General features: G+C 65.2%; 10 protein-coding genes. 7 read left to right on the top strand and 3 right to left on the bottom strand.

What is annotated here, in order from left to right:
* Positions 1-156: 156 nt before the first annotated feature.
* Positions 157-2,313 carry a catalase/peroxidase HPI gene (gene katG, locus ACP5E6_RS12845; protein ID WP_427954640.1) on the bottom strand — a complete coding sequence of 719 codons (2,157 nt, stop codon included), beginning with the start codon at positions 2,311-2,313 and terminating at the stop codon, positions 157-159.
* Positions 2,314-2,582: 269 nt separating this feature from the next.
* Between katG and cynS the strand changes: the two genes are divergently transcribed.
* Positions 2,583-3,032 (top strand): cyanase, encoded by a 450-nt coding sequence (gene cynS, locus ACP5E6_RS12840; RefSeq protein ID WP_427954639.1) that lies wholly within the window; start codon positions 2,583-2,585, stop codon positions 3,030-3,032.
* A gap of 233 nt (positions 3,033-3,265) precedes the next feature.
* Positions 3,266-4,630: a purine-cytosine permease family protein gene (locus ACP5E6_RS12835; RefSeq protein ID WP_427954637.1), complete on the top strand. Its 1,365-nt coding sequence runs from the start codon at positions 3,266-3,268 to the stop codon at positions 4,628-4,630.
* Between the two features lie 88 nt (positions 4,631-4,718).
* Here ACP5E6_RS12835 and pyk read toward each other — a convergent pair whose 3' ends face one another.
* Positions 4,719-6,143: a pyruvate kinase gene (gene pyk / locus ACP5E6_RS12830; protein WP_427954636.1), complete on the bottom strand. Its 1,425-nt coding sequence runs from the start codon at positions 6,141-6,143 to the stop codon at positions 4,719-4,721.
* Between the two features lie 95 nt (positions 6,144-6,238).
* Here pyk and ACP5E6_RS12825 point away from each other — a divergent pair, with 95 nt between their 5' ends.
* The 3 genes from ACP5E6_RS12825 (at position 6,239) to tsf (ending at position 8,486) form a co-directional block, all read left to right on the top strand.
* Positions 6,239-6,568 carry a DUF1244 domain-containing protein gene (locus ACP5E6_RS12825; protein WP_427954635.1) on the top strand — a complete coding sequence of 110 codons (330 nt, stop codon included), beginning with the start codon at positions 6,239-6,241 and terminating at the stop codon, positions 6,566-6,568.
* 210 nt (positions 6,569-6,778) lie between these two features.
* Complete coding sequence (rpsB, locus tag ACP5E6_RS12820) at positions 6,779-7,552, top strand: 30S ribosomal protein S2 (protein WP_427954633.1); 774 nt, start codon at positions 6,779-6,781, stop codon at positions 7,550-7,552.
* Between the two features lie 28 nt (positions 7,553-7,580).
* The gene (gene tsf, locus ACP5E6_RS12815; protein ID WP_427954632.1) at positions 7,581-8,486 is read left to right on the top strand and encodes a translation elongation factor Ts; all 906 of its coding nucleotides are present in this window, start codon (positions 7,581-7,583) and stop codon (positions 8,484-8,486) included.
* A 102-nt stretch (positions 8,487-8,588) separates the two neighbouring features.
* Here tsf and panC read toward each other — a convergent pair whose 3' ends face one another.
* On the bottom strand, positions 8,589-9,437 hold the full coding sequence (gene panC / locus ACP5E6_RS12810) for a pantoate--beta-alanine ligase (protein WP_427954631.1): 849 nt from the start codon (positions 9,435-9,437) through the stop codon (positions 8,589-8,591).
* A 300-nt stretch (positions 9,438-9,737) separates the two neighbouring features.
* On the opposite strand from panC, the gene cydD reads away from it, so the two are divergent.
* Both cydD and ACP5E6_RS12800 read left to right on the top strand, forming a co-directional pair.
* Positions 9,738-11,420, top strand: coding sequence for a thiol reductant ABC exporter subunit CydD (cydD, locus tag ACP5E6_RS12805; protein ID WP_427954630.1), 1,683 nt, complete (start codon positions 9,738-9,740; stop codon positions 11,418-11,420).
* Positions 11,420-12,402: ABC transporter transmembrane domain-containing protein (locus ACP5E6_RS12800; protein ID WP_427954629.1), on the top strand; the 983-nt coding region annotated here is incomplete at its 3' end. The genes cydD and ACP5E6_RS12800, both read left to right, overlap by 1 nt.

The following is a 12,402-nucleotide window of genomic DNA, read 5'->3' as shown; positions in this document are numbered from 1 at the left end:
AATCATTATTTCATCCCCAACCCCAAGAGCTTCAAAAATCGCTGAGGTGCGGCACAGGCTTTCGCACGCCCAAATCGTTACGTTACCGCAATGATTAACGTCAAAATCAACCGGCCGGACGCCGTTGCAAGCGTCCGGCCGGATCGAAAGGCACGATCAGGCGATGTCGAACCGGTCCGCGTTCATCACCTTGGTCCAGGCCGCCACGAAATCCTTCACGAATTTCCCGGCATTATCGTCCTGCGCATAGACCTCGGCATAGGCCCGCAGCACCGAATTCGACCCGAACACGAGATCGACCCGGCTCGCCGTCCATTTCACCGCGCCGCTCGCCCGGTCGCGGATCTCATAGACATTCTTCCCGCTCGGCACCCAGCGGTTCGCCATGTCGGTCAGATTGACAAAAAAATCATTCGTCAACGCCCCGATGCGATCGGTGAACACGCCATGTGCGCTGCCGCCGTGATTGGTGCCGATCACCCGCATCCCGCCCAGCAGCACCGTCATTTCCGGCGCGGTCAGCCCGAGCAGTTGCGTCCGCTCCAGCATCAACTCCTCGCTGCTGACGGTATAATCCGCCTTCAGCCAGTTGCGGTAGCCGTCATGGATCGGCTCGAGCACCGCGAACGAGGCGACATCGGTCATCTCCGGCGTCGCATCGCCCCGTCCCGGCGTGAACGGTACGCTGACATCGAACCCCGCGGCGCGTGCCGCCTGCTCGATCCCCACGTTACCGGCCAGCACGATGACATCGGCAATACTCGCCCCCGACGCCGCCGCGATCGGCTCGAGCACGGCGAGAACCCGCGCCAGCCGCGCCGGCTCGTTCCCCGCCCAATCCTTCTGCGGCGCCAGGCGAATGCGCGCGCCATTGGCCCCACCCCGCATGTCCGAACCCCGGAAGGTCCGCGCGCTGTCCCACGCCGTGGTGACCATGTCACTGACCGACAGGCCACTCGCCGCGATCTTCGCCTTGACCGCGGCCACATCGTAACCGGTCGGACCTTGCGGCACCGGGTCCTGCCAGATCAGCTCCTCCGCCGGCACATCCGGCCCGAAATACCGCGCTTTCGGCCCCATGTCGCGATGGGTCAGCTTGAACCAGGCCCGCGCGAACGCCTCGGAGAGCTGATCCGGGTTCTTATGGAACCGCTCCGAAATCCCGCGATAGACCGGGTCCATCTTCATCGCCATGTCGGCGTCGGTCATGATCGGTTTATGCCGGATCGACGGGTCCTCGACATCCACCGGCATATCGGCTTCCGCAATCGTCACCGGCTCCCACTGCCAGGCGCCGGCCGGGCTCTTGTGCGACTCCCACTCATGCCCGAGCAGCATGTCGAAATACCCGTTATCCCAGCGCGTCGGATGTGTGGTCCACGCACCTTCCAGCCCGCTGGTGACCGCATCGCGCCCGATCCCCCGGTGGCCGTGCATCATCCAGCCCAGTCCCTGATCCTCAGGCGGAGCCCCTTCCGGTGCCGGGCCGAGATCGGCGGCATTGCCGTTGCCATGACATTTACCGACGGTATGGCCCCCCGCGGTCAGCGCCACGGTCTCCTCGTCGTTCATCGCCATCCGCGCGAAGGTCTCGCGCACGTCATGCGCGGTGCGCAGCGGGTCGGGCTGGCTGTCCACCCCTTCCGGGTTGACATAGATCAGCCCCATCTGCACCGCCGCGAGCGGGTTTTCCAGCGTGGTCCGGTCGTGGCTCGCATAGCGCTCCTGGCTGCTGGCCAGCCATTTCTTCTCGGCCCCCCAATAGATGTCCTTTTCAGGATGCCAGATATCCTCGCGCCCGAACGCGAAGCCGAAGGTTTTCAGCCCCATCGATTCATAGGCGATGGTCCCGGCCAGAATGATCAGATCGGCCCAGCTCACGCTGTTGCCGTATTTCTTCTTGATCGGCCACAGCAGGCGGCGCGCCTTGTCGAGATTGGCGTTGTCCGGCCAGGAGTTCAGCGGCGCGAACCGCTGGTTGCCGGTGCCCGCCCCGCCCCGACCATCGCCGATGCGATACGACCCCGCCGCGTGCCACGCCATGCGGATCATCAACCCGCCATAATGCCCCCAATCCGCCGGCCACCACGACTGGCTCTCCGTCATGAAGGCGTGAAGGTCACGCTTCAGCGCCGCGACATCGAGCGTTTCCAGCGCCTTGCGATAATCGAAATCCTTACCCAACGGATCGGTCTTGGTGTCGTGCTGGTGCAGAATGTCGAGATTGAGCGCCTTTGGCCACCACTCCATCTCGGCCATGCCGGTCGAGGTGTTGCCCCCATGCAGGACCGGGCATGTGCCCGATGTCATCATCCTGTCGCCGTCCATCATCATCTCCCTTCTGGGTTGTTCGCACACGCCGCGCGATTGTCTGGCTTGCGGCCAGCACAATCCTTGTGTCAAAGCACCATACCAGCGCGCGATGATCGAGTTAAGTCGATATAAATCATCATCGTGATAGGGAACGCCTATTATAACCCTTCCGCCGCCGCCGGCATGGCGCATGCGATGCCGGCAGCCGTCCCCATCGACCAAAAACGCTGATTCCAAATCAAGCGCGTGCTTCACGCACAGGAGCCAGAATGAACGAAGACAAAACCGCCCTCGGCCAGAAAATCCTCAAGATCAAAAAAGCCAGGGGCCTGACCTGGACCGAAATTGCCGCCAAACTCGGCCACGCCCCGGTCTGGGTCTGCGCCGCCTGCATGGGCCAGATGTCGATGACGCCGGAGACCGCCGAAAAAGCCGCTGGTTTGTTCGGCCTCGATGATGAAGAAGCCGCACTGCTCGTCGAAGCGCCGTATCGCGGTTCACTGCCGACCGCGGTGCCGACCGACCCGCTGATCTATCGGTTCTACGAGCTTGTCTCGGTCTATGGCACGACGTGGAAGGAAATGATCCACGAGGAGTTCGGTGACGGCATCATGAGCGCGATCGATTTCGACATGACGCTGGAGCGCCAGCCCGACCAGAAAGGCGACCGGGTCAAAATCACCATGAGCGGCAAGTTCCTGCCCTACAAACGCTATTGATAAATACGGCCCCAAGGTTGGTCGTCATGATCACCTTGGGTCCGCCCGCGACAGTCTGGCGATAGCCAGGCGTCAAGATTAATTTTTCAGCAATATTTGCTTTCAAAAGCGCCATGATGCGGTTAAGCAGCGACTAAATTCAGGGGACCCCTCCGGGCATGATTTTTGCTCTGAGGGTTGTGGTACAAAAAATCGATTGAGTCCGTCACGACGACATTCAACAAGGATCGATCATGGCCGAAGCCAAACCGCTGAAACTGGAATCCAAGGGGATCAAGCCGGTGACCGCCGATGAGTCCCACGGCAAGCCCCGCGCGCTCTTTGGACTCTGGATGGCCGCAAACGTTGAATTCGCCACCATCACCACCGGCGCCCTCGCCACCGGCGTGTTCGGATTATCCGCCACTGACGCGATCATCGCGATCGTGCTCGGCAATGTCATCGGCGCTGTCCTCCTCGGCCTGTTCTCGACCCTTGGCGTCGAATACGGCCTGCCGCAGATGATCCAGGGTGCGGCCTGGTTCGGGCGGCGCGGGAATAAACTGCCCTCGTTCCTGAATTTCTTCGGTGGGTTCTCCTGGTTCGGCGTCAACACCATCATCGGCGGCTATGCCCTGCAATACATGCTCCACACGCCGCTGATCCCGGATATTCTCGTCCTCTGCGCCATCCAGGTCGCCATCGCCGCGGTCGGACACGATCTGATCCACGCGGCCGAGAAATATTTCTTCTACCTCCTGGTCGTGATCTTTGCGCTCCTCACCATGATCGCGGCTTCCCATATCGGCCATCTGCCCGCCGCCCAGCCGAAGCTTCTCAAAAACGTCGGCGGCACGTCGGGCGCCTTCATCCTGACCCTGTCGGTCGTGGTCGCCTACGTACTCGGCTGGATTCCCTATTCATCCGATTATACCCGCTACCTCAGCCACGCCGCCGACAAGGACGCAACCAGGCGCGCCGTGTTCGTCAACGCCTTCGCCGGCACCCTGATTTCCTGCATCTGGATGGAGGGGCTCGGCGCCATCATCGGCGCCACCGTCGCTCTCAACAAACCATCCGACCTGTTCACCGCCTGGATGCCCGGCTGGTTCCACGCGCCATTGATCATCGCCATCGTGATCGGCACGATCAGCGCCAATATTCTCAATATCTATTCCGCAACCCTGTCGTCCCTGGCGCTCGGCGTAAGGCTGCGCCAATGGCAGGCCGCTCTGGTCTGCGGCGTCATCGGCACGACCATATCGGTGCTGGCGGCCGAGAATTTCATCAAGAACTACGAGGATTTCCTGTTCTTCCTCGGCTACTGGACCGCGCCCTGGGTATCGGTCACGCTGATCGGCCATTTCAGCCGCCGCCACTCCCGCCTCGGCGCCGTCAGCGCCGGCTTTGTCGCGTGGCTTCTGGGCATCGCCGTCAGCGTTCCCTTCTTTAACCAGTATCCGCTGTTCGTCGGCGCCTTCGCCGCGACCCACCCGGCCTACGGCGACATCTCCTTCCTCGTCTCCGCCGTGGTCGCCGGCGTCGCCTACGTCATCCTGACCACCTCCAACCAGACCGTCGCCCGCTACGCCACCCCGCAAGAGGCCATGCGGGTCTAGAGTGATAGGCGATTAAGTTGACGCGGCAGCGGCAGCATCATCGCCTGAAATCGCTCGAAAAAACATAGCGCGACAGCGCACGCCGCCCTTATATTTTCGCCACCCGCAGGGCGTTGGTGGTGCCGCTCTGGCCGAACGGCACGCCCGCGACCACAACGATTTCCTCACCGTGCTGCACGAAGCCTTCCTGACGCGCCAGTTTCGCCGACAGGGTAACGGCATCGGTCATCGAAAAGACCTGCTCGGTCACCAGCGCGTGAACGCCCCAGACCAAAGCGAGGCGGCGGGCGGTGTCGATCGAGGGGGTCAGCCCGATCACCGGGCAATCCGGCCGCTCGCGCGCAACGCGCAACGCGCTGGCACCCGAGTTGGTGAACGCAACGATCGCGCGGGCCGCGATGGTGCGCGCCACCTGATCGGCCGCCCGGGCGATCGCATCGGCCGATGAATGTTCAGGGTCAGGACGCTTGGCATCGATGCCGCGCCGCCAATCCTCATCGCGTTCGACCCGGGCGATGATGCGGTCCATCATGTTCACCGCCTCGCGCGGATACTGGCCGGCAGCGCTTTCGGCCGAGAGCATCACGGCATCCGCCCCGTCGAACACCGCGGTCGCAACGTCGGAGGCTTCGGCACGGGTGGGCGCCGGTGCCGAGATCATGCTCTCCAGCATCTGAGTCGCCACCACCACGGGAAGGCCGCGCGCCTGGGCGGCGCGGATGATGCGTTTCTGCGCGATCGGCACCTCCTCGGGCGGCAATTCCACGCCGAGATCGCCACGCGCGACCATCACCGCATCCGAGGCGTCCATGATCGCATCGAGATTATCGAGCGCCTGGGGCTTTTCCATCTTGGTCATGATCAGGGCGCGTCCGGCGGCGATGCTTCGGGCTTCCAGAACATCCGCCGCGCGCTGCACGAAGGACAGGCCGATGTAATCGACCCCGTGTTCGAGCGCGAATGCGAGGTCGATACGGTCCTTCTTGGTCAGGGCCGGAATCGGCAGCACAACATCGGGCACGTTCACGCCCTTGCGGTCCGACAACGAACCGCCGTTGACCACCTCGGTCAGCAGATGATCATCACGCTTGCGCACCACCCGCAGGCGGAGCTTGCCGTCATCGAGCAGCAAGGTCGCGCCGATCCGCGCGGCGGCGATGATTTCCGGATGCGGCAGATTGACCCGGCGGGTATCGCCCGGCGCGGGGTTGAGATCGAGCTGGAACTCAGCACCGGTCTGGAGTTGAATGCGCCCGCCGCGAAACTGGCCGACCCGCAGCTTCGGCCCCTGAATATCGGCCAGAATACCGATCGGGCGGGCGAATTTATGTTCAAGCGCGCGGATCATCTCGATGCGCCCGAGGTGATCCTCATGACTGCCATGGCTGAAATTGAGCCGAAAGACATCGGCACCCGCCTCGAACAGCTGCGCCAGCATTTCGGGCGTGGCACTCGCCGGGCCGAGAGTCGCGATGATTTTGGTGCGCCGGTGTCGCCTGAGCCGAGACGTCATTTTTTAACCCCTTTGTCGCGCCGCCGTGTGGTTTCTGCTACAGCAGCGTATGGCAAACAAGTGCGCCGCTGACCACACGCCGCGCCGGACAGAAAATGGACGTAAACGACATGACCGAGATCGCCGCGATCACCGAGTCCACCCGCACCGAACTCGAAGCGGCCGCGTTCCGCCGCCTCGTCGCGCATCTGCGCGAGCGGACCGACGTGCAAAACATCGACATGATGAACCTCACCGGATTCTGCCGGAACTGCCTGTCGCGCTGGTATCGCGAGGCGGCGGCGGCGCAGGGCCTTACCCTGAGCGATCCGCAGGCCCGCGAAATCATTTACGGCATGCCCTATCCGGAATGGCAGGCGCAGCATCAGAAACCCGCCTCCGCCGCCCAGCAGGCCGCCTTCGCGGTGGCAAAACCCGACCATTGAGCCGGCCCGTCGCCCCGCGCGCCGCGGCCGCGTCTTGCCTTCCCCGCCCTTCTGCTTCATACCGCGCGCGTCGCCCGTCCCGAAACTTCGGGCGATAATTCGCACATGGAGCGCCTTCCCATGAAAATGGGTCCGGTGCCGCGAGGCATGGCTCCGTGGAGGTTTTAACCGGACGACCGTGATCTCACGGTCTTGGAAAGGATGTCACTCATGGCGATGCCAGAGGTTTCACTGCGTCAACTGCTCGAATCAGGCGTGCATTTCGGCCACAACACCCGCCGGTGGAATCCGCGGATGGCGCCGTATCTGTTCGGCGTGCGCAATCAGGTTCATATCATCGACCTGCAGCAAACGGTGCCGATGCTGGAACGCGCGCTGCGCGAAGTGCGCAATGTCGCGGCCGGCGGCGGGCGTGTGTTGTTCGTCGGCACCAAGCGCGCGGCGGCGGACCATGTCGCCGAGGCGGCAACGCGCTGCGGGCAGTATTACGTCAATCATCGCTGGTTGGGCGGGATGCTGACGAACTGGAAAACCATCACCAATTCAATCCGCAAGCTGCGCCAGATGGAAGACACCGTCAGCGGCGAGGCGCAGGGCCTGACCAAGAAGGAAATCCTGAACCTCTCGCGCGAGAAGGAAAAGCTTGAGCGCGCGCTGGGCGGCATCAAGGAAATGGGCGGCCTGCCGGACATTCTGTTCATCATCGACACCAACAAGGAAAAGCTGGCGGTCGAGGAAGCGAACAAACTCGGGATTCCGGTCATCGCGGTGCTCGATTCCAATTCCGACCCCGAAGGCGTCACCTATCCGATCCCCGGCAACGATGATGCGATCCGCGCGATCACCATGTATTGCGACCTGATCGCCGGCGCGGTGCTCGATGGCATCAGCGCGGAAATGGCCGGATCGGGCGTCGATCTCGGCGCGCTCGAGGAGCTGCCGCCGGATGCGGTGCATGACGAGGACGCCGAACTGCACGCCTGAGTTTTTTGACCATTTGAGGAGGATGACCATGACCGAAATTACCGGTGCAATGGTGAAGGATCTGCGCGAAAAGACCGGCGCGGGCATGATGGACTGCAAGAAGGCGCTGGTCGAGGCGGGCGGGGACATGGAAGGCGCGGTCGATTGGCTGCGCAAAAAGGGCCTCGCCGCCGCCGCCAAAAAATCCGGCCGCGTCGCGGCTGAGGGGCTGGTCGGCGTCGCGCATGCCGGCAACAAGGCCGCCATGGTCGAGGTGAATGCCGAGACCGATTTCGTCGCCCGCAACGATGCGTTCCAGGGCTTTGTCGAGACGGTGTCGAAACTCGCGCTGAGTGTCGGCGAGGATGTCGAGGCGTTGAAATCGGCGGTCTATCCCGGCACCGATCATACCGTCGCCGAGGAGCTGACCCACCTGATCGCGACCGTGGGTGAAAACATGTCGATCCGGCGGGTTGCCGTGATCGAGGTGAAGCACGGCGCGGCGGCGTCCTATGTCCACGGCGCCCTGAAGCCGGGCCTCGGCAAGATCGGCGTTCTGGTGGCGCTCGAGGGCAACGCCGAAGACGCGCTCCTCGCGCTGGGACGGCAACTCGGCATGCATATCGCAGCGACAAGGCCGGACGCGATCAGCGCCGCCGATGTCGACCCGGCGGCGGTCGCCCGCGAGCGGGCCATTTTCACCGATCAGGCGCGGGCCGAAGGCAAGCCGGATGCGATCATTGAAAAGATGGTCGAGGGGCGGGTGCGGAAATATTTCGCCGACGTCGTATTGCTCGAACAAATCTGGGTGCATGACGGCGAGAGCAAGGTCCAGAAAATCGTGCATAGCGCCGGCGCCGAGGTGACACGCTTCGCCCGCTTCACGCTCGGCGAGGGCATCGAGAAGGAAACCACCGATTTCGCCGCCGAGGTCGCCGCCGCGGCGGGCGTCTGACGCGTAATCCGGCCTGAATGATCGTCAGGTCGGGCCACCCTGCCCACCCGATCCGATCCTCCGGTCTGGCCCATCTGGCGGATCATCCGATCCGGTCCGCGATCAGACCGCGATATTGTCGAGCAATCGCGTCCCGCCGAGCCGCGCCGCGGCGATCAAGCGGGACGGCGCTTGCCATGCCTCCCGCGGCTGCAGAGTGACCGCATCGACCAGCGCGATATAATCCACCGCAAATCCCGCCGCGCGCAGGGCCTCCTGCCCGGCGGCGAGTGCCGCGCCCACCGCGTCGCCGGCGGCGATCGCGTCCCTGATCCGGCCCAGCACGGCGAACAGCAGCGGCGCCACCGCGCGTTGGCGCTCATCGAGGTATCGGTTGCGCGATGACATCGCGAGCCCGTCGCCCTCGCGCCAGGTTGGCGCCGCCATCACACGCACCGGCAGCAGCAGATCCGCAGTCATCCGCCGGATCACCTGGACCTGCTGCCAGTCCTTTTCACCGAACCACGCGGCATCCGGACGCACCTGGCCGAACAATTTCGCCACAACCGTCGCGACGCCGCGAAAATGACCCGGCCGCGCCGCCCCTTCCCACAGCAACGCCGGACCGCCGACCTCGATTACCGTCGCCCCATCGGGCGGATACATGATCCCCGTGTCCGGCAGCCAGACCAGGTCGCAGCCCGCCCGTTCGAGCATGGCGCAATCGGCCGCTTCATCGCGCGGATAGCGCTCGAAATCCTCCTGCGGCCCAAACTGCGTCGGGTTGACGAAAATCGACGCCGCAACCGCATACCCCGCCGCACGCGCCGCCGTCAGCAACGACAAATGCCCGTCATGCAGCGCCCCCATGGTCGGCACCAACGCCAGCCCCCGGGCCATATCACCCGTCGCGCCACCGGCCATGGCCTCGCGCGCCGCGCGCAACGCGGCAAGGGTGCGGACAATCTGCATGGGTCCTCCGTGGCAAGGCGTGGCGTGGCAAGGCGTGGCGGGGCAGCGCTCGTCGCGCCTTGTGGCGGAATCCGCCGGTGCCGTCCATCCAGCGCCCGCCAGCGCCCGCCAGCGCCATCACGATTTTTTTGCTTTGTTCTCCCCAAACATGTCTGGTCCGATAATAGTCTCGTCATGTTCCCGTTAGAGTCACGACTTGATCACGAATGATTGAATAACCGAGACGAATCCGCCGTCCCGCGCCGCATCCGCCGGGGGCGGATATTGGGTTTCCCCACAAACCCTTATATAGTTTTTTTCATGGCACGCAGCGCTTCCCCGGCAAGACTCTGGATGAAACACGAAATCAAGGCCGGCCGACGACGAGCGACCCCGCTGATCGCCCTCGGCGTGCTCAGCGTCCTGCTCGCCATCCTGCAAATCTTTTGCGCCGCCCGGCTGCTCGCCGCCGCCCTCCACCCCACAGCCGCCCCGATCGTGCTGCCCTCCCTCGGTTTCGCCCTCGCCGCCCTCGCGCGCGCCGGGCTGATCGTGGCGCAGGAGCGCGAAGCCAGCCGCCTCGGCATCGCCGCACGCCGCCGCCTGCGCAGCACCACCCTCGGCGCGTTGATGGCGCTCGGCCCCGGCGGTCTGCGTGGCCGCCACTCCGGCGACATCGCCTCGATCATCATCGACCGCATCGAAGCGCTCGACGGTCTGCACGGCCGCTGGATTCCCGCCGCCAGCGTCGCCCTGTTCGGCCCCGTCCTGATCGTCGCCGCCGCATCCCTCGCCGACTGGCGCAGCGGCCTGATCCTGCTGTTCACCGCCCTTCTGGTGCCGGTTGCCATGGCGATCACCGGTGCCGGCACCGGCCTGGCCGCGCGCGACCAGTTCACCGCCATGACCCGCCTGCAAACCCGCTTTCTCGATCGCATCCGCGGCATTGCCACCATCGTCCTCGCCGGCCGCGCCGATGACGAAGCCGAAGCCCTCGGCCGCGCCGCCGACGATCTGCGTCACCGCACCATGCGCATCCTGCGCGTCGCGTTCCTCAACGCCACCGCCCTCGACCTGCTCGCCGCCGCCGCCCTGATCGGCATCGCGATCCGCTTCGCCGCCCCCCTGCTCGCCGGCGATGTCGCTCTCGCCCCCACCGCCCTGTTCTGTCTCCTTCTGGTGGCGGAATTCTTCGCCCCGATCCGCGCCTTCTCCGCCGTCTATCAGGACCGCATGACCGCGCAGACCGCCGCCGAAGACCTTGTCGCCCTGCCCCAGCCCGCGCCCACGGCGCCGCCACCGCCGGTCATCCGCACCGTGCCCGCGCAGGGTGTCGCCATCGCTTTCGAAAACGTCTCCTTCACCTGGGATGCCGCGCGCGGCCCGGTGTTGCACAACCTCAGCTTCCGCCTGCCCGCCAATGAAACCATGATGCTGGTCGGCCCGTCCGGCGCCGGCAAATCCACCATCATCGAGCTGCTCCTCGGCTTCGTCCAACCGCAATCCGGCCGCATCACCGTCAACGGCGCGCCGCTCGACAGCCTGGTCCCCGCCGCCCTCGCGCGCCTCACCGCGATCATCGGGCAGAAACCCTTCCTCTTTGCCGGCACCATCGAGGACAACATCCGCCTCGGCCGCCCCGAAGCCAGCGACGCCGAACTGCGCGACGCCATCCGCCTCGCCCATGTCGCCGATTTCACCGACACTTTGCCCCTCGGCCTCGCCACCCGCATCGGCGATGGCGGCTACGGACTCTCCGGCGGTCAGGCCCAGCGCATCGCCATCGCCCGCGCTTTCCTCAAGGACGCCAAACTCCTCCTGCTCGACGAACCAACCGCCCAGCTCGACCCCGCCACCGAACGCGACGTGCTCGACAGTCTCAAACGCCTCGCCATCGGCCGCACCGTCATCCTCGCCAGCCACGCCGCCTTCGCCCATGAATTCACCGGCCGCAAGCTCGACCTCGGCGCCATCCGCGCCACCAGCCTCGAAGGCGTCGCCTGATGCAAGCCCGCGCGTTCCGGCTGCGCGAGGCCCTCGCCCCTCTCATCCGCATCGTCGCCCTCTGGCGCCGCCAACGCCCCACCCTGATCGCCGGCATCCTGATCTCCCTCGCCACCCTCGCCGCCGGCATCGCCCTGATGGCCAGCACCGGCGCCCTGATCGGGTCGGACGCGCTGGGCATCGCCGTCACTATCCCCACCACCCTCGCCATCATCGGCGTCGCCCGCGTCATCCTGCGCTACCTCGAACGCCTGATCACGCACGATGGCACCTTCCGCGCCCTCGCCGCCCTGCGCGTCTGGTTCTTCCGCAGCCTCGCCCATGGCGCCGGCGGCGGCCTCGGCTACCGCAGCGCCGGCGACATCCTCGCCCGACTCGTCAACGACGTCGAAGCCCTCGACGGTATTTTTCTCCGCATCCTCATCCCCGCCCTCAGCGCCATCATCCTCATCCCGGTCCTCCTGGTCATCCTCGCCCGCTCATCCCTGCTCGCCGCCCTGCTCGTCGTGGCCCTGTTCCTCATCGTCGCCTTCGCCCTGCCCATCCGCGCCATGGCCAACGCCCACGCCTCCGCCACCACCGAAGCCGAAGCCGGCGGCGCCCTGCGCACCGCCACGCTCGATGCCCTCGCCGGTCTTCGCGAAATCAAGGTGTTCGGCGCCGAAGGCCGCATGCTCGCCCATGTCCAGTCTCAGGAATCCCGCCTTTTCGCCGCCGAGCGCACCCTCGCCCGCCACACCGCCACCATGCAGGCCCTCGCCTTTCTCGCCGCTCAGGCCGCCCTTCTCACCATCCTGCTGATCCACGGCCCCGATAAAATCGCCATCGTCGTCGCCGCTTTCGTCGCCATCGCCGCCTTCGAAACCATCACCGCGATGCCCCGCGCCGGCATCATCGCCGGCCGCGCCGCCGCCGCCGCCACCCGCGTAGAGCGGCGCAGGCCATACAGCGGGCCCTCGAGCATTGCAGTGAACACCAGACG

This window comes from Acidiphilium sp., assembly GCF_049977125.1.
Lineage (GTDB): Bacteria > Pseudomonadota > Alphaproteobacteria > Acetobacterales > Acetobacteraceae > Acidiphilium.
The sequence above is the reverse complement of the archived record's forward strand: the minus strand, read 5'-3'. Positions and strand labels throughout refer to the sequence as shown.

Bases quoted from the DNA above. Each gene is read 5' to 3' on its own strand.
- ACP5E6_RS12825 (WP_427954635.1), top strand. From the start codon at position 6,239: ATGGACGTAAACGACATGACCGAGATCGCCGCGATCACCGAGTCCACC.
- pyk (WP_427954636.1), bottom strand. From the start codon at position 6,143: ATGACGTCTCGGCTCAGGCGACACCGGCGCACCAAAATCATCGCGACT.
- panC (WP_427954631.1), bottom strand. From the start codon at position 9,437: ATGCAGATTGTCCGCACCCTTGCCGCGTTGCGCGCGGCGCGCGAGGCC.
- katG (WP_427954640.1), bottom strand. From the start codon at position 2,313: ATGATGACATCGGGCACATGCCCGGTCCTGCATGGGGGCAACACCTCG.
- ACP5E6_RS12835 (WP_427954637.1), top strand. From the start codon at position 3,266: ATGGCCGAAGCCAAACCGCTGAAACTGGAATCCAAGGGGATCAAGCCG.
- cynS (WP_427954639.1), top strand. From the start codon at position 2,583: ATGAACGAAGACAAAACCGCCCTCGGCCAGAAAATCCTCAAGATCAAA.
- cydD (WP_427954630.1), top strand. From the start codon at position 9,738: ATGGCACGCAGCGCTTCCCCGGCAAGACTCTGGATGAAACACGAAATC.
- tsf (WP_427954632.1), top strand. From the start codon at position 7,581: ATGACCGAAATTACCGGTGCAATGGTGAAGGATCTGCGCGAAAAGACC.
- rpsB (WP_427954633.1), top strand. From the start codon at position 6,779: ATGGCGATGCCAGAGGTTTCACTGCGTCAACTGCTCGAATCAGGCGTG.